The sequence below is a fragment of the Microbacterium sp. NPDC012755 genome (assembly GCF_042901325.1).
Lineage (GTDB): Bacteria > Actinomycetota > Actinomycetes > Actinomycetales > Microbacteriaceae > Microbacterium > Microbacterium natoriense.
Genome location: NZ_JBIBCT010000001.1, coordinates 114,933 through 132,043 on the forward strand (window position 1 = coordinate 114,933; position 17,111 = coordinate 132,043).

The following is a 17,111-nucleotide window of genomic DNA, read 5'->3' on the forward strand; positions in this document are numbered from 1 at the left end:
GCCTCAGCGGCCCAGAACGTGTTCGTAGTAGCCGGTGATGTGCGCGTGCACCAGGGCGCGGGCGGCATCCGCCTCTCCCCCGTCGATCGCTTTCACGATCGCGCGGTGCTCGGCGCGCAGCCGGTCGGCCATCGCGCTCCACTCGCCGATGGATGCCGACCCCTCCAGCACGTACGACTCGATCGACGTGCGGAGTCCCGCCATCATGGCGGCGATCACGGAGTTCCCGCTCGCCTCGGCGAGGGCGAGGTGCAGCTGCGCGTCGAGGGCGAGGAACTCCTCGGCGGTGAGTCCGCCGGCATCCATCGCCTCGAGCACGCGGTGCGCGGCCTCCGTGTCACGGTCGGGCGCGGCGGCGAGTGCCGTGACGACCGCAGCCTCCAGGACGAGGCGCGTCTGCACGACATCGTCGATCGGAAAGCCGTGGGCGGCCACTTGCAGCCTCAGCAGCGTCGACAGCCCGCCGGACGGCGTGGCGATGACGATCGCCCCGGACTGAGGCCCGGAGCCCGTCGCCGTGCGGATCAGCCCCATGACCTCCAGCACCCGCAGCGCTTCGCGGACGCTGGATCGGCCGACGCCGAGATCTGCGGAGAGATCCCGCTCCGACGCGAGGCGGTCGCCGGGTCCGAGTCGACCGTCGAGGAGGTCGCGCTCGATGTGCTCCAGCACGAGGCGCCAGGCGCGCGGCTGCTCCGGCATCCGTCCTCCCGAGGTCGAGTGTGTGGTCTGACCACAGTAACGCGTGTGGTCAGACCACGCAAGCGACGTTCACAACTCCTCAAAGAACGCGCGAATCGCACGCTGTCGCGCCGTCGGGCGCAGGAATGCTGCCGTCTATGAGGAGTTGTGAACGCGAGGACGAGATCACGCGAGGACGGCGCCACCGAGGCGCACGATGCAGACAGGGCAGGGCAGAGCAGAGCAGAGCGGGCGTCAGCCCAGACATACACCCCGACAGCTCGGCACAGGCCCGCGTCGGCCCGACATACGCCCGGGTCAGACGGCGTGGGCCCCGGTCAGCCCAGGCGCCCGCCGGACTCCTGGAGGTAGCAGGCGCCGCACAGCGACTCGTACGTCGTGACCTCGGGCGCGATCTCACCCTCGGCGCCCTCGTCGATCGCGACCTGATCGCCGTCGAACACGAAACGGCCGCCGACGACGCGGCCGTTGAACACCGCCTTGCGTCCGCAGCGGCAGATCGTCTTGAGCTCCTCCAGCGAGTGCGAGATCGCCAGCAGACGAGCAGAGCCGGGGAAGGCGTGCGTGAGGAAGTCGTTGCGGATGCCGTAGGCGATCACCGGGATGCCGTCTTCGATCGCGATCCGGAACAGGTCGTCGATCTGCGCCGGCGTGAGGAACTGCGCCTCATCGACCAGGAGGCAGGCGATGTCCCTGTCGCGGTTGTGCGCGGCGAACAGGGCGCGGGCGTCGTCGTCGGCGCCGACGAGGAAGTCGACCTCACGCGTCATGCCGAGGCGACTGGAGATCTCGGAGGCGCCCTTGGTGTCGATCGCCGGCTTCGCGAGCAGCACGTGCTGACCGCGCTCCTCGTAGTTGTACGCGGCCTGGAGCAGCGAGGTGGACTTGCCCGAGTTCATCGCGCCGTAGCGGAAGTAGAGCTTCGCCACGATCCGACTACGCGTTGATGCCGAGGACTTCGGCGGTCGCCGCCGTTGACCTCTCGGCAGCGGCGGCATCCTCGTTCAGCTTCTCGCCGAACGTCGGGATGAGGGCGCGCAGCTCCGGCTCCCAGCTCGGGTACTCCTCCGGGAAGCACTTCTTGAGCAGGTCGAGCATGATCGGCACGGCCGTGGACGCGCCGGGCGAAGCGCCGAGCAGACCCGCGATCGAGCCGTCCGCCGCGGAGACGACCTCGGTGCCGAACTGCAGGATCCCGCCCTTCTTGGCGTCCTTCTTCATCACCTGAGCGCGCTGACCTGCGTCGATGAGGGTCCAGTCCTCGTCCTTCGCCGTGGGCATGAAGGTGCGGAGGCTCTCGACCTTCTTGCGGTGGTTCTTCAGCAGCTCGCTCACCAGATACGTGATCAGGTCGGGATTCGCGAAGGCGACCCGCAGCATCGGCCAGAGGTTGTGCGTGCGCACCTGGGTGACGATGTCGAGCATCGAGCCCTGCTTGAGGAACTTGGGGCTGAAGGTCGCGAACGGGCCGAACATCAGGGAGGCCTCGCCGTCGACGACACGCGTGTCGAGGTGCGGCACGGACATCGGCGGAGCGCCGACGGATGCCTGCGAATACACCTTCGCCTGGTGCTGCGCGACGATCTTCGGGTTGGAGGTCTTGAGGAACTGGCCGCCGATCGGGAAGACGCCGTAGCCCTTGATCTCGGGGATGCCGGAGCGCTGCAGCAGCTTGAGAGCCCAGCCGCCGGCGCCGACGAAGACGAAGCGCGCCTTGATCTGGTTCGGGGTGTGGCCGAGGGTGTTGCGGTAGCCGAGCAGCCAGCCGCCGTCCTTCTGCTTCTTCAGGCTCTTGACCTCGTGGTTGAGACGCAGGTCGACGCCCGAGGCGGTGAGGTGATCGAAGAGCTGGTGGGTGAGCGCGCCGAAGTCGACGTCGGTGCCTGCGGGCACACGGGTCGCCGCGAACGGCTCGCCCTTGCGGCGCTGCTGCATGAGCAGGGGCGCCCACTTGTTGATGACCCGGGAGTCCTCGCTGTACTCGATGCCGTCGAACAGCGGCTGCTTCTTGAGGACCTCGTACCGGTCCTTCAGGTACGCCACGTCCTTCTCGCCACGCACGAACGTCATGTGCGGGGTCGCGTTGATGAAGGTCTTCGGCGCGTCCAGGACGCCCTTCTCGACGAGGGACGACCAGAACTGGCGGCTCTGCTGGAACTGCTCGTTGATCGAGACGGCCTTGGCCGGGTCGAGCGGCTGACCGGGCGTCTGCGGCATGTAGTTCAGCTCGCAGAGCGCCGCGTGACCGGTTCCGGCGTTGTTCCAGGGGTTGGACGACTCCTGCGCCACATCGGAGAGTCGCTCGAAGGCGACGATCTTCCAATCCGGCTGCAGCTGGTGCAGCAGGGTACCCAGGGTGGCGCTCATGATGCCACCACCGATCAAGACGACATCGACGGTTTCGGTCACCAGAACAGTCTAGTTCGCGGGCACGACCCGGCTGACCACACGGACCGGCCGGTCAGACCGGATCCGCATGGCCAGGATGCTCTCGGGCTATGACGCCGCGACGCTCAGTCGCTCGGCCAGGACCTCGGCGATCTGCACCGCGTTCAGCGCCGCGCCCTTGCGGAGGTTGTCGTTGCTGATGAACAGCACGAGACCCTTGCCCTCGGGCGCCGACTGGTCGGCGCGGATGCGGCCGACGAAGCTCGGATCCTTGCCCGCCGCGTACAGCGGAGTGGGGACCTCTTCGAGCACGACGCCGGGCGCCGCCGCGAGGACCTCGGTCGCGCGCGCAGGGGTGATGTCCCGCGCGAACTCGACGTGGATGGAGAGCGAGTGCCCGGTGAACACGGGGACGCGCACGCAGGTTCCCGCGACGCGGAGGTCGGGGAGCTCGAGGATCTTGCGGCTCTCGTTGCGGAGCTTCTTCTCCTCGTCGGTCTCGTTGTCGCCGTCGTCGACGAGGCTGCCGGCGAACGGGATGACGTCGAAGGCGATGGGCGCCACGTACTTCTCCGGCTGCGGGAAGTCGACCGCGGAGCCGTCGTGCACGAGACGGAGGGTGTCGCCCTGGGCGAGCACGCCCTCGACCTGGCCGAGCAGCTCCTGCGCTCCGGCGAGGCCGGATCCGGACACCGCCTGGTAGGTCGAGACGATGAGGCGCTCGAGACCTGCCTCGGCATCCAGCACCTTCAGCACCGGCATCGCGGCCATCGTGGTGCAGTTCGGGTTCGCGATGATGCCCTTGGGGCGCTCGTCGATCGCGTGCGGATTGACCTCGCTCACCACGAGGGGCACCTCGGGGTCGTTGCGCCAGGCGCTGGAGTTGTCGACGACGACGGCGCCGGCCTCGGCGAAGCGCGGGGCGTAGGCGCGGCTGGCGGTCGCGCCGGCCGAGAAGAGCGCGATGTCGATGCCCGCGGCATCCGCGGTCTCCACGTCTTCGACGATGACGGTCGCTCCGCCGAACTCGATAGCCGTGCCCGCCGATCGCGACGACGAGAACAGCCGCAGCTCGCGAATCGGGAAGGACCTCTCGGCGAGAATCTCGCGCATCACGGTGCCCACCTGGCCGGTGGCGCCCACGATGGCGACGGAGAGTCCTGAGTCGGAGATGCGGGTCATGATGTTCCTTGGCGTCGTACGTACTGCGTGCGAAGCGCGAGGCGCAGCGTCGGGATGCGGATGCCGCGCCTGGCGCCGATGTCAGGGTTTCCGCGAGTCTACCGCGGCGGGGAACTCGCCCAGGTCGTCGTGGCGGTTTTCACACCGTCGATGTCAGGATGCCGACGGCCCGGCGATGTAGGTGCGGACGGGGGCTTGCACGGCGACACGATCGTAGAGACGCTGAGCAGCCGTGTTCGACTCGCTCGTGATCCAGCGAACCTCGAGCAGCCCCTCATGCGCGGCGATCCGCTGCAGACGAGCGATGAGAGCAGAGCCGACACCGCCGCCGCGGGCGTCGGAGTCGGTGAACAGATCGTCCAGGAAGATCGCAGCGCCACCCCGCGAGGGGCGCGCGAATCTGCGCCAGTGCGCGAGACCGACGGGGACGCCGTCGCGCACGGCGATGAGCCCCTGCACCTCGTGTGCGTCATCGAGCAGCCACCGCCACACAGCGTCGATGACCGACTCGTCCGGCTCGAGTGCGTAGAAGTCGCGGTACCCGCGGAACAACCGGGCCCAGGCCTCTCTGTCACCTGACTCGATCGGCCGGATGACGAGCGGCATGTCAGCGACCGGTGCCGGCGTGGACCGTGGCCTCGGCATCGCCGTCGAGCCCGTAGGCCGTGTGCACGGTGCGCGCGGCCTCGGCGAGGTCGGTGTCGCGCAGCACGACCGAGATGCGGATCTCGGAGGTCGAGATCATCTCGATGTTGATGCCGCCGGCCGACAGCGCCTCGAAGAGCGTCGCCGAGACACCGGAGTGCGTGCGCATGCCCGCCCCGACGACCGAGAGCTTGCCGATCTGGTCGTCGTGGATGAGGTTCTGGAAGCCGACCTCGGTCTGGTCGCCCGCCAGGGCCTTGAGCGCCGCGGCGGCATCCGCCTTGGGCACGGTGAAGGAGATGTCGGTGCGCCCGGTCGCGGAGACGTTCTGGACGATCATGTCGACGTTCGCGCCCGACTTGGCGACGATCTTGAAGATCTCGGCGGCCTTGCCGGGAACGTCCGGAACCCCGGCGACGGTGATCTTTGCCTGGCTGAAGTCGGTGGCGACTCCAGCGACGATCGGCTCTTCCATGTCTGCTCCCTCGGATTCGCGGGGGTTCTTCATGCCCTCGCCCAGAACGTAGGTGCCCTCGGACGACGAGAACGTCGAACGGGCGTGGATCAGGACGCCGTGACGGCGTGCGTACTCGACGGCGCGGATGTAGAGCACCTTGGCGCCGTTCGCGGCGAGCTCGAGCATCTCCTCGCTGGTGATGTGGTCGAGCTTCTGGGCCTTCGGGATGACGCGGGGGTCGGCGGTGAAGATGCCGTCCACGTCGCTGTAGATCTCGCACACGTCGGCCTCGAGCGCCGCCGCGAGGGCGACGGCGGTGGTGTCGGAGCCGCCGCGGCCGAGAGTGGTGATGTCACGGGTGTCGCGATTGAAGCCCTGGAAGCCGGCGACGATCACGATCGCCCCCTCGTCGAGGGCCTCGCGCAGCCGCACGGGGGTGACGTCGACGATGCGGGCGGCGCCGTGCTGCGAATCGGTGATCATGCCCGCCTGGCTGCCGGTGAACGACCGCGCCTCGAAGCCCATCGAATGGATGGCCATGGCGAGCAGCGCCATCGAGATGCGCTCACCGCTGGACAGCAGCATGTCGAGCTCGCGGGGCGCAGGGATCGGCGCGACCTCGTTGGCAAGATCGAGCAGCTCGTCGGTGGTGTCGCCCATCGCGCTGACGGCGACGACCACGTCGTGCCCCGCGCGACGCGTGTCGACGATGCGCTTGGCGACGCGCTTGATGCTCTCTGCGTCGGCGACAGAGGAGCCGCCGTACTTCTGCACGATGAGGGCCACGTTCACTCCCTGGGATGTCGGGCGGATCCGCCCACGCCCATTCTACGGAGACCCCGTATGCGCCGACGCGCATGTGACGGGGCCGGGCTCGGGGCGTCCGTGATCACGGGGGCAGTCAGGGCGCGGGCGGCAGCGGCGCAGGAGCGGATGCCGCTGGGCGGAGTCGTCCGCCCGTGCCGGCGAACCAGCATCCGGCGATGATCAACGGGAAGCCGATCACGAGTCCGAGCGTCAGCGGCTCGGAGAGGACGATGGCGCCCAGGATGATCGCCACGACCGGATTGACGTAGGTGAACAGCGGGGCGCGCACCGGGCCGACCTCGCGGATCAGGGCGAAGAAGGCGAGGAACGCCACCGCGGTGCAGATGACGGCGAGGGCGATCAGCGCCCCGATCGACGGAAGGGTGGGCATCCGGTGCTGGGTGAGCAGCGCGATCGGCAGGTACAGGATGCCGATCATCAGAAGCGAGAGGGTGATGGTGCCGATCGACGGCACATCGCCGAGCTTGCGCGCCACGATGAACGGCGCGATCGCGTAGAGCACCGCGACGAGCAGCACTTCGCCGGCCGCCAGCAGACTCACGTGCCCGCCGAACAGACCCGGTCCTGCGACGACGATCGCGACGCCGATGAAGCCGACGACGAGACCGATCGCGCGAGCGGGGCGCAGCACGCCGCGGTCGCCGCCGCCGAGGGCGATCAGGGCCGCGAACAGCGGCACCGTGGCGACGAGCAGCCCGGTCATGCCCGACGGCAGTGTCATCTCGGCATGCCCCAGCAGCAGGAAGGGGCCGGCCATCTCGACGAGACCGAAGGCGAGCACCCACGGCCACATCTTGAGAGCGGCTCTGAGCGCGCCGGAGCGGATCGCGAACGGCAGCAGGAGGAGCGCCGCGATGAGGGTGCGTCCGGCGACGATGGCCGGCGGCGAGATGGACTCGACAGCGACGCTGATGAACAGGTACGGCACGCCCCACAGCAGGCACATCGCCGCGAAGAGCAGCCACCCCCGGCGGGTGAAGCCGGTGTGGGCGTTCACAGGACGCGCCGGCCCTCGAAGGCACGTCCGAGGGTGACCTCGTCGGCGTACTCGAGGTCGCCGCCGACCGGGAGCCCGGAGGCCAGTCGCGAGACCGTGATCTGCATCGTGGTGAGGAGGCGGCTGAGGTAGCTCGCCGTGGCCTCGCCCTCGAGGTTCGGGTTGGTCGCGAGGATGACCTCCTGGACCGTGCCGTCGGCGAGGCGGGTCATCAGCTGTGCGATGCGCAGGTCGTCGGGGCCGATGCCGGCGATCGGGCTGATCGCTCCGCCGAGCACGTGGTACAGCCCCCGGAACTCACGGGTGCGCTCGATCGCCGCCACGTCCTTCGCGTCTTCGACCACGCAGATCAGCGCCGGGTTGCGGCGGGGGTCGCGGCAGATCGCGCAGCGGTCCTGCTCGGACACGTTGCCGCAGATCTCGCAGAACCGCACCCGCACGCGGATCTCGGTGAGCAGCTCCGCAAGGCGCGCGACGTCGAACGTCGGCGTCTGCAGGATGTGGAACGCGATGCGCTGAGCGGACTTGGGGCCGATGCCCGGAAGCCGCCCGAACTCGTCGATCAGCTCTTGGACGATGCCGTCGTACATCAGGAGAACCTCGTCGGGGGCTCGTAGGGCTCTTCGCGCACGAACGTCGCGCCGAGCACCTGGCGGATCACGGCCTCGCCGTAGCGCTGCACTCCCCCGGCGGGGGTGCGCTCGGTGACGACGGGCGCCGGTGCGGAGCGCCGGGGTTCGGGAGCGGCGGATGCCGCTGCCGGCGCCGGTGCGCTCTGCTCGGGGCGCCGGGGCGGAGCGCTCGACATCGCCGGTTCGTAGGCGGGGTCGTAGGGCGGCTCGTCGTCGTAGTACGGCGGCTCATCGGGCAGCGGGGGCTCATCGACGGACACCGGCGATGCCCCGGTCGGCGATGAGGAGACCGACGTCGCGGGCGCGGACGGGGCAGCGGATGCCGTCGATCCCGGCGTGGACGGAGAAGGAGTAGCCGGAGTCGGCGCAGCGTGAACCGACGCCGCGGTCACCGGCACCGGCGCAGCCGACGTCGACGCTGCGGGGATCGGCGTCTCCGCCCCTCCGCCCGCGGCCGCCCCCTGCCCGCCGGCCGACGGGATCGACGCGACGGCCCACTCCGTGACGGGACCGGCGGAATCACTGCGGACCTGCGGACGGGATGACCCCGCTGACGCAGGCTCCGAAGCGGGCGCATCGCCGGACGGAGAAGAGGGCGACGAGGCGGCCGCGGGCTGTCGCGGTGCACCCCCGGCGGGCATAGGGGCCGGGCGGTACTTGACCGTCACCCCGAGCTCCTGCTCGATCGCCGTGCGCAGATGGTCGGACGGACCAGAACCCGGAACCGTCCCCTTGAACTTCTGGACGTCGTGCTGACTCGTGAATCCGAGAGTCAGCACCTCGCTCGCGGTGTCGAACGCGAGCGGCTGCACCGCGGTGGCGAGCAGCCAGGACGTGCGGCTGATGTCTTCGAGACGCTTGAGGACGGCCGACCACGACCCCGAGATGCGCTCGAAGGTGACCGGGCCGGACGGCGCCGAAGCGGATGCCGCGGCGGGAGCCTCAGACGTCGACGGGGAATCCGGCGCCGGCTGAGCGGCCGAGTCCGCGGAGATCTCACCGCGCTCTGTCTCGCCCGCTCCGCTCCCTCGCGGGGCGACCGCGGGCGCAGGCGTCGGCGGGACGGCCGGCGTCTGAGCCGCTGGAGCCGCCGGTGCGGGGGCTGCCGGAGCTGATACGGGAGCCGCAGGAACAGGAGCAGGAGCCGGAGCAGCGGAAGCAGGGACGGAGGCTGCCGGAGCGGGAGCCGCGGATGCAGGGGCCGGAGCCGCCGCGGGGCGAGCAGCGGCGGAGACGGGCGCGGGTGCCGCGGCATCCGCACCTCCCCCGGCGAGGACGCGGGCGACCAGGAGCTCGAGATGCAGCCGAGGGGACGTCGCGCCGGACATGTCGTCGAGAGCGGCGCTCACGATGTCGGCGGTGCGCGAGAGACGGGCCGAGCCGAAGGAGGCCGCCTGTTCGCGCATGCGGTCCAGTTCATCGGCGGCGATGCCGCGCAGCACCGCGGAGGCACCCGCGCCGACGGCGGCGATCACGATCAGGTCGCGCAGCCGCTCGAGGAGGTCGTCGACGAATCGACGCGGATCCTGCCCGGTCTGCACGACCTTGTCGATCGCCGGGAACGCGGCGGCCGCGTCACCCGCAGCGAGCGCGTCGACGATCTCGTCGAGCACGGTCGCGTGCGTGTAGCCGAGAAGAGCCACGGCGCGCTCGTACGCGACGGTCACGGTCTCCGAGCCGGCGGGCGAGTCGGAACCGGCGATCAGCTGATCGAGCAGCGAGAGCGTGTCACGGGGCGATCCACCTCCGGCGCGAACGACGAGCGGGAGGACTCCCTGCTCGACGACGACGCCCTCCTCGGTGCACAGCTTCTCGACGTACTCCAGCATCGCCGCAGGCGGAACGAGCCGGAACGGGTAGTGGTGCGTACGCGAACGGATCGTGCCGAGCACCTTCTCGGGCTCGGTCGTGGCGAAGATGAACTTGACGTGCTCCGGAGGCTCCTCGACGAGCTTGAGCAGGGCGTTGAAGCCCTGCGGCGTCACCATGTGCGCCTCGTCGAGGATGAAGATCTTGTACCGGTCGCGGCTCGGTGCGAACGTCGCGCGCTCGCGCAGATCGCGCGCGTCGTCGACGCCGTTGTGGCTCGCCGCGTCGATCTCGACGACGTCGAGGGATCCGCCGCCCGCGCGCGACAGCTCGATGCAGCTCGGGCACTTCCCGCAGGGGACGTCGGTCGGGCCCTCGGCGCAGTTCAGGCACCGCGCCAGGATGCGGGCCGAGGTCGTCTTGCCGCAGCCGCGAGGGCCGGAGAAGAGATAGGCGTGGCCGACCCTGTCGCCGCGCAGCGCGGTCATCAGCGGATCGGTCACCTGGGACTGCCCGATCATCTCGCCGAACGACTCGGGCCGGTAGCGGCGATAGAGGGCTGTAGTCACCAGACCAGCCTACGGCGTACCACGGACACTCGGGGCTCCCCCTCGAGGGACTTCGCGCCCCGCCCGGCATCCGCTCACCCGCGCCCCGGCATCCGCTCATCCCCGCGCCGACGACGACGCCCCACCTGACCGCCGGCGCCCCACCTGATCGTCGTCAATCAGGTGCTGCGCCGACGAGCAGAGGGGGCGTCGACGGATACGGAGTGCGCGGCTCAGTCGATCGGCTCGATCACCGGGATCGACGTCGTGATGACGGGAACCGACGCCGACAGGCGCGTGCCGTCCTCACGGCGCGCACCCTCGAACTGACGCAGCGTCGGGCGACCGGCGATGACGGGCCCCTGATCGGCCAGCGGCACGACGACGGCATCCTCCGTCGTGGCGACGAAAGCGGCGCCGCGCACGGCGAACGGCACGGGGTCGCCGGAGCGCACCTCGACCGTCAGCGCGTCCCTGGTCACCGTGACCTGGATCGCAGAGCCCTGCCACTGCAGCGGGTACGAGAGCGACGGCCAGTCGGCCGGGAGCCGCGGGTCGAAGCTGAGCTCGCCCGCGTAGTCGCGCATGCCGCCGAAGCCGCTCACCAGCGCGGTCCACACGCCGCCCGCCGACGCCACGTGCACACCGTCCGCCGCGTTGTGGTGCAGGTCGTGCAGGTCGACGAAGATCGACTGCTCGAAGTACTTCAGCGCGAGGTCCTGGTAGCCGACCTCGGCCGCCAGGATCGACTGCACGACGGCGGACAGCGTCGAATCGCCCGTCGTCAGCGGGTCGTAGTAGTCGAAGTCGGCGCGCTTCTCCTCCGGCGTGAAGTGGTTGCCCTGCAGGAACAGCGCGAGCACGACATCGGCCTGCTTGAGCACCTGGAACCGGTAGATCACGAGGGGGTGGAAGTGCAGCAGCAGCGGGCGCTGGGTCGCCGGAGTGTGCGCGAGGTCCCAGACCTCGCGCTCCAGGAACAGCGAGTCCTGCGGGTGGATGCCGAGGCCCTCGCTGTACGGGATGAACATCGCCTCCCCCGCGCGCTCCCACTCGTCGGCCTCACCGGCGCCGAGGCCGGTGCGCTCCACGAGGAGGGCGTAGTCCTCCGGGAAGTCAGCGGCGATCTCTCGCACCACCTTCGCGGCGTAGCGCAGGTTGTAGCGCGCCATGACGTTCGTGTAGAGGTTGTCGTTCACGACGGTCGTGTACTCGTCGGGCCCCGTGACGCCGTGGATGTGGAAGGTCTCCCGGCCGTCGGACACCCGCCAGAAGCCGAGCGTCGCCCAGAGCCGGGCGGTCTCGATCGCGATGTCGGCGCCCTCGCGGCGCAGGAACTCCTCGTCTCCGGTGGCGCGCACGTACTTGCCGAGCGCGAAGCTCACGTCGGCGTTGATGTGGTACTGCGCCGTGCCGGCAGCGTAGTAGGCCGAGGCCTCCTCGCCGTTGATCGTGCGCCACGGGAACAGGGCGCCGGCCTCGTTCAGCTGCTCGGCGCGGCGGCGCGCGGCGGGCAGCATCAGAACACGGGCACGCAGCGCGTTGCGCGCCCACTGCGGCGACGTGTAGGTGAGGAAGGGGAGCACGTAGATCTCGGTGTCCCAGAAGTAGTGGCCGCTGTAGCCGGACCCGGAGACGCCCTTCGCCGCGACGCCCGTGCCGTCTGCGCGCGCGGATGCCTGGGCGAGCTGAAGGAGGCACCAGCGGGTCGCCTGCTGCAGGTCGTCGTGACCGCCGATCTGCACGTCGCTGCGCTCCCAGAAGGCGGCGAGCCATTCGGCCTGACGCTGGAACTGCGCGGCCACGCCCTCGACGACGACGCGGTCGAGCGACCGGCGGCAGCGGTCGACCAGCTCGCGCGGGGGCACTCCACGGGACGTGTGATAGCTGACGAGCTTCGTGACCGTGATCGGCACGCCCGCCTTCGCCTGCACGCGGAACACGTTCTTGGCGATGTCGGACTCGATCAGCGTGCGGGCGCTGTACTCGTTCTCCGTCTCGACGATGTGGTCGGCGACGACGGCCACCGTCATGCCCGACGCCGCGACGCGGTACGACAGTGCGGAGCGCAGGCCGTCCTGCCAGTGCTCGGCGGGCTGCAGCACCCGCTCGGCGATCTTCTCGGCCTTGCGGGGGTCGAAGCCCGCGCCCTGCGCCTCCACAGGGGTGCCGGCGTAGACGCCCGCGCCGTCCTGCCGGTTCAGCAGCTGGCAGCTGATCGTCACGGGGGCGTCGGAGTTCTCCACGACGACCTCGAGCCGGAGGATCGCGAGGTGACGCTCCTCGAAGCTGACGATGCGCTCGTCGCGCATGCGCACCCGCTTGCCCGACGGGGTCTCCCAGACGACGACCCGCTCCAACACACCGGTGCGCATGTCGAGCGTGCGGCGATACTCGCGCACGTCGGCGTCGTCGAAGGAGATGGGCTCGTCGTCGACGTAGACGCGCATGACCTTGGCGTCCGGAGCGTTGACGATCGTCTGCCCCACCTCGGCGAAGCCGTACGCCTGCTCTGCGTGACGGATCGGCCAGGTCTCGTGCAGGCCGTTGATGAACGTGCCGTGCTCGTGCGCGCCGCGTCCCTCGATGTGGTTGCCGCGGAGTCCGAGGTAGCCGTTCCCGACGCCGAACAGCGTCTCACCCACCCCGTCTTCTGTGTAGCGCGTCTCGATCAGGCGCCAGGGGTCGACGGGGAAGCGGTCGCGGTCGATCATGCAATCTCCTCGGAGTCGGGTGCGAAAGCGGACAGGTCGTCGACGACGACGGTGGCTCCTGCGGCGCGCAGCGCGTCGGCGCCGGTCCCGCGGTCGACGCCGACCACGGTCGCGAAGCCGGCGGCCGCGGCGGACGCGGCGCCGGACGTCGCATCCTCGACGGCCACGCTGAGGGCAGGGTCGACGCCGAGGGCGACGGCCCCGGCACGGAACATGTCGGGTGCCGGCTTCGAGGCCAGCCCGTCGTTCTCGGCGACGACGCCGTCGACGACGATGCGGAAGAAGGAGCGGATGCCGGCCGCGGCCAGCACCTCCTCCGCGTTCTTCGAGCTCGACACCACGCCGAGCGGGATGCCTGCGGCACTCAGCCGCTCGATCAGGGCGAGGGAGCCCGGAAAGGGCGCGATGCCCTCGCTGCGCAGCGACGCGGCGAAGGCGTCGTTCTTGCGGTTGCCGATGCCGCAGATCGTGTCGGCGTCCGGGGCGTCGTCGACCGCACCCCACGGGATCTCGACGTTGCGGCTGCGCATCAGGCTGGCGACGCCGTCATAGCGCTTCTTCCCGTCGACGTAGTCGAAGTAGTCGGCATCCGTGTAGGGGGGCTCGATGCTCCATTTCGCGAAGACATCGTCGAACACGACCTTCCACGCGCGCATGTGCACCTCGGCAGTCGGCGTGAGCACGCCGTCGAGGTCGAAGAGCACGCCGTCGGCGGCGAGCAGATCGGGAAGGGCTTCGGGCACAGGAGCCTCCAGGAGAAGGACGAGGGGGTCGGCACCTCTCCGTGCCACTGTGCCAGCGTAGTGCGGAGGGCCGGGTGAGGTAACCCCCGAATACGCCGGTGTCGGACTCGTGGGTCGCGCGGGCGGATGCTCAGAGCATCTCGGCGGTCTGACGCGCGATCTGCAGCTCCTCGTTCGTCGGCACGACGAGCACCGTCACCGGGGAGTCGTCGGTGGAGATGCGCCGGATTCCGCGTTCGCGGGCGGCGTTGCGGGCGGGATCGATCTCGACTCCGGCGAATCCGAGCGTCGCCATCGCCTCGGCGCGCACGGGCGCCGCGTTCTCCCCGACTCCCGCGGTGAACGAGATCACGTCGACCCCTCCGAGCTGCGCGATGTAGGCGCCCGCGTAGGCGCGGAGCCGGTGGACGTAGACGTCGAAGGCGAGCGTCGCCGCCTCCTCCCCCGCCTCGCGACCAGCGAGGATGTCGCGCATGTCGCTGCGTCCGGCGAGCCCCGCCAGTCCGCTGCGGGTGTTGAGCAGGGCGTCGAGGGCGTCGATCGTGTACCCGGCCCGGCGCGCGAGATGCACCAGCGCCGCGGGGTCGATGTCTCCCGACCGCGTGCCCATCACGAGCCCCTCGAGCGGTGTGAGCCCCATCGACGTCTCGACGGATCGGCCGCCGTCAATCGCCGTGACGGACGCCCCGTTGCCGAGGTGGAACACGATCTGGCGGAGCGTCGAGAGGTCGCGCCCGAGGAAGGCCGCCGCGGCCTCGCTGACGTACTGGTGGCTGGTGCCGTGGAAGCCGTAGCGCCGCACCCTGTGCTCGCGGGCGAGCTCCGCGTCGATCGCGTACGTGTACGCCGCGGGCGGGAGCGTCTGGTGGAAGGCGGTGTCGAAGACCGCGACGTGCGGCACATCGGGGAACACGGCCTCCGCCGCGAGGATGCCGGCGAGGTTGGCCGGGTTGTGCAGCGGCGCCAGCACCGCGAGATCCTCGATCTGGCGCTCGACGTCGGCGTCGATCAGCGTGGGGGCGAAGAAGCGCGCCCCGCCGTGCACGACGCGGTGACCGACGGCCACGGGCGGATGCTCGTCGAGGGAGGGTCCGTGGGCGGCGAACTGCTCGAGCATGACCGCGAACGCCGCATCGTGGTCGGCGATGTGCTGCTCGCTGCGATAGTCGGCGTCGAGCATCGTGACGACGGCATCCGCTGTCGTGTCCGGTCGGACCGTGTGCCGAACCGGGCTCGACTCCTGGCCGATCCTCTCGATCAGGCCGCTCGCGAGCTCGTGCTCGCTCTCGATGTCGATCAGGCTGTACTTGAGCGACGAGGAGCCGCTGTTGATGACGAGGATGGCGCTCATGCCGCCCCTCCCTGGGCCTGGATCGCCGTGATCGCCACGGTGTTCACGATGTCGTCGACCAGCGCCCCGCGGGAGAGGTCGTTGATCGGCTTGTTCAGCCCCTGCAACACGGGGCCGATCGCGACCGCTCCCGCCGATCGCTGCACGGCCTTGTAGGTGTTGTTGCCGGTGTTCAGGTCGGGGAACACGAACACGGTGGCCCGTCCGGCGACGGCCGAGTCGGGGAGCTTCGCCTTGGCGACGGCGGCGTCGGCCGCGGCGTCGTACTGGATCGGACCCTCGACCAGCAGCTCCGGCGCCCGCTCGTGCACGAGGGCCGTGGCCGCGCGGACCTTGTCGACATCGGCTCCTGAACCGGACTCCCCCGTCGAGTACGACAGCATGGCGATCCGCGGCTCGATGCCGAACTGCCGCGCGGTGGCCGCGGAGGAGATCGCGATGTCGGCGAGCTGCTCGCTCGTCGGATCGGGGATGACGGCGCAGTCGCCGTACACGAGCACGCGGTCGGCGAGCGCCATCAGGAACACGCTGGAGACGACCTTCACGCCGGGCTTCGTCTTGATGATCTCGAACGACGGTCGGATCGTGTGCGCGGTGGTGTGCGCGGCGCCGGAGACCATGCCGTCGGCGAGGCCGGTGTGCACCATCATGGTGCCGAAGTACGACACGTCCGTGACCGTGTCGGCGGCCTGCGCGAGCGTGATGCCCTTGTGCGCGCGCAGCCGCGCGTACTCGGCGGCGAAGCGCTCGACGAGCTCGGGGTCGTGGGGGCTGAGCACCTGCGCCGCCGAGATGTCGGCGCCGAGCTCGATCGCCCTCGCGCGCACCGTGGCCTCGTCGCCCAGGATCGTCAGATCCGCCACCTCCCGGGCGAGCAGCGTGGACGCGGCCTGGAGGATGCGGTCGTCGTCGCCCTCGGGCAGGACGATGCGCCGCCGGTCGGCGCGGGCGCGCTCGATGAGGCCGTACTCGAACATCAGCGGCGTGACGACGCGCGACTCGGCCAGGCCCACCTGGGTGGTGAGCTCGGCGACGTCGACGTGCGCCTGGAAGAGGCTGAGCGCCCGGTCGTAGCGCGCCCTCGAGTCGGGCGAGATGCGCCCGCGTGCGCCCATCACGCGCACCGCGGTGTCGTAGGTGCCGAGATCGGTCGCGATGATCGGCACCGTCGACGTGAAGCCGTCGAGCAGCCGCACGATCGGCTCCGGCAGCGGGAACGGACCGTTGAGGATGATGCCCGAGACACGCGGGAAGGTGCCGGAGGCGTCGGCGAGGAGGGTGGCGAGCAGCACCTCGGTGCGGTCGGCCGGGATCACCACGACCGATTCCTCCGTGATGCGGGGCAGCACGTTCACCATCGACATGCCGGCGACCACGATGGTGAGGGCCTCGCGGGCGAGACGGTCGGGGTCGCCCTTGATGAGGCGTCCGTCGACGGCGGAGAGGATGCCGCGGATCGACGGCGCGACGAGCGTGCGGTCCTCGGGGATCGCCCACACCGGCGTGCTCCGCGCCGGACGCACGGCCGAGACCGCGTCGGCGACGTCGTCGAGCGCATCGGGGTCGGCGCGGTTCACGATGACCGCGAACAGCTCGGCGCGCTCGGCCTCGAGCTCCGCGAGCGCGAGGGCGGCGATCTGCCCGACGGCGGCGGCCGAGCGGGCCGTCGTGGTGCCGAGCTGCTCCGCCTGACGCTGACCGTCGCGGCCCGAGAGCACGAGCAGCACAGGAGCGGCGAGGTTCGCCGCGATGCGCGCGTTGTAGCCGAGCTCGGCCGGGCTCGCCACGTCGGTGTAGTCGCTGCCGACGATCACGACGGCGTCGCACTGCGCTTCGACCGCCTTGAAGCGGGAGACGATGGTCGACAGCGCGCGCTCTGGATCGTCGCGCACGTCGTCGTAGGTGACGCCGACGCAGAGGTCGTAGTCGAGATGGACGCCGTCGTGCGCGAGCATCAGCTCGAGGATCTCGTCGCGATCCGCCACCGAGCGGGCGATCGGGCGGAACACGCCCACACGCGGGCTGACGCGCATCAGCGCGTCGAGCACTCCGAGCGCGATCGTCGACTTGCCGGTATGGCCTTCGGCCGAGGTGATGTAGATGCTCTGCGCCACG

The 17,111-nt window shown here is 70.3% G+C and carries 13 protein-coding genes; all 13 read right to left on the reverse strand.

Features of this window, described 5'->3' with window-relative positions:
- Positions 1–3: 3 nt before the first annotated feature.
- Complete coding sequence (locus ACFY5A_RS00600) at positions 4–702, reverse strand: FadR/GntR family transcriptional regulator (RefSeq protein ID WP_387231191.1); 699 nt, start codon at positions 700–702, stop codon at positions 4–6.
- Between the two features lie 317 nt (positions 703–1,019).
- On the reverse strand, positions 1,020–1,631 hold the full coding sequence (locus tag ACFY5A_RS00605) for a thymidine kinase (RefSeq protein ID WP_341941504.1): 612 nt from the start codon (positions 1,629–1,631) through the stop codon (positions 1,020–1,022).
- A 7-nt stretch (positions 1,632–1,638) separates the two neighbouring features.
- Positions 1,639–3,111 carry a malate:quinone oxidoreductase gene (locus ACFY5A_RS00610; protein WP_105674103.1) on the reverse strand — a complete coding sequence of 491 codons (1,473 nt, stop codon included), beginning with the start codon at positions 3,109–3,111 and terminating at the stop codon, positions 1,639–1,641.
- An 87-nt stretch (positions 3,112–3,198) separates the two neighbouring features.
- Complete coding sequence (locus tag ACFY5A_RS00615; protein WP_105674105.1) at positions 3,199–4,272, reverse strand: aspartate-semialdehyde dehydrogenase; 1,074 nt, start codon at positions 4,270–4,272, stop codon at positions 3,199–3,201.
- Positions 4,273–4,425: 153 nt separating this feature from the next.
- The gene (locus tag ACFY5A_RS00620; protein ID WP_387231194.1) at positions 4,426–4,878 is read right to left on the reverse strand and encodes a GNAT family N-acetyltransferase; all 453 of its coding nucleotides are present in this window, start codon (positions 4,876–4,878) and stop codon (positions 4,426–4,428) included.
- Between the two features lies 1 nt (position 4,879).
- A complete protein-coding gene (locus ACFY5A_RS00625; RefSeq protein ID WP_341941501.1) occupies positions 4,880–6,160 on the reverse strand; it encodes an aspartate kinase in 1,281 nt (426 codons plus the stop codon).
- Positions 6,161–6,275: 115 nt separating this feature from the next.
- Positions 6,276–7,199, reverse strand: coding sequence for a DMT family transporter (locus tag ACFY5A_RS00630; RefSeq protein WP_105674107.1), 924 nt, complete (start codon positions 7,197–7,199; stop codon positions 6,276–6,278).
- On the reverse strand, positions 7,196–7,789 hold the full coding sequence (recR, locus tag ACFY5A_RS00635; protein WP_341941499.1) for a recombination mediator RecR: 594 nt from the start codon (positions 7,787–7,789) through the stop codon (positions 7,196–7,198). Before recR ends, ACFY5A_RS00630 begins: the two co-directional genes overlap by 4 nt.
- Entirely contained in the window at positions 7,789–10,209 is a 2,421-nt protein-coding gene (locus tag ACFY5A_RS00640) for a DNA polymerase III subunit gamma and tau (protein WP_387231197.1), read from the reverse strand. Before ACFY5A_RS00640 ends, recR begins: the two co-directional genes overlap by 1 nt.
- Before the next feature lie 212 nt (positions 10,210–10,421).
- Positions 10,422–12,902 (reverse strand): glycoside hydrolase family 65 protein, encoded by a 2,481-nt coding sequence (locus ACFY5A_RS00645; protein WP_387231199.1) that lies wholly within the window; start codon positions 12,900–12,902, stop codon positions 10,422–10,424.
- Positions 12,899–13,693 (reverse strand): beta-phosphoglucomutase family hydrolase, encoded by a 795-nt coding sequence (locus ACFY5A_RS00650; RefSeq protein ID WP_387231201.1) that lies wholly within the window; start codon positions 13,691–13,693, stop codon positions 12,899–12,901. Before ACFY5A_RS00650 ends, ACFY5A_RS00645 begins: the two co-directional genes overlap by 4 nt.
- An 82-nt stretch (positions 13,694–13,775) precedes the next feature.
- Positions 13,776–14,996: an acetate/propionate family kinase gene (locus ACFY5A_RS00655; RefSeq protein WP_387231203.1), complete on the reverse strand. Its 1,221-nt coding sequence runs from the start codon at positions 14,994–14,996 to the stop codon at positions 13,776–13,778.
- Positions 14,993–17,110: a phosphate acetyltransferase gene (pta, locus tag ACFY5A_RS00660; RefSeq protein WP_341941495.1), complete on the reverse strand. Its 2,118-nt coding sequence runs from the start codon at positions 17,108–17,110 to the stop codon at positions 14,993–14,995. The genes ACFY5A_RS00655 and pta overlap by 4 nt, the downstream gene beginning before the upstream one ends.
- Position 17,111 lies beyond the last annotated feature (1 nt).

Bases quoted from the DNA above. Each gene is read 5' to 3' on its own strand.
- recR (WP_341941499.1), bottom strand. From the start codon at position 7,789: ATGTACGACGGCATCGTCCAAGAGCTGATCGACGAGTTCGGGCGGCTT.
- ACFY5A_RS00645 (WP_387231199.1), bottom strand. From the start codon at position 12,902: ATGATCGACCGCGACCGCTTCCCCGTCGACCCCTGGCGCCTGATCGAG.
- ACFY5A_RS00620 (WP_387231194.1), bottom strand. From the start codon at position 4,878: ATGCCGCTCGTCATCCGGCCGATCGAGTCAGGTGACAGAGAGGCCTGG.
- ACFY5A_RS00600 (WP_387231191.1), bottom strand. From the start codon at position 702: ATGCCGGAGCAGCCGCGCGCCTGGCGCCTCGTGCTGGAGCACATCGAG.
- ACFY5A_RS00655 (WP_387231203.1), bottom strand. From the start codon at position 14,996: ATGAGCGCCATCCTCGTCATCAACAGCGGCTCCTCGTCGCTCAAGTAC.
- ACFY5A_RS00615 (WP_105674105.1), bottom strand. From the start codon at position 4,272: ATGACCCGCATCTCCGACTCAGGACTCTCCGTCGCCATCGTGGGCGCC.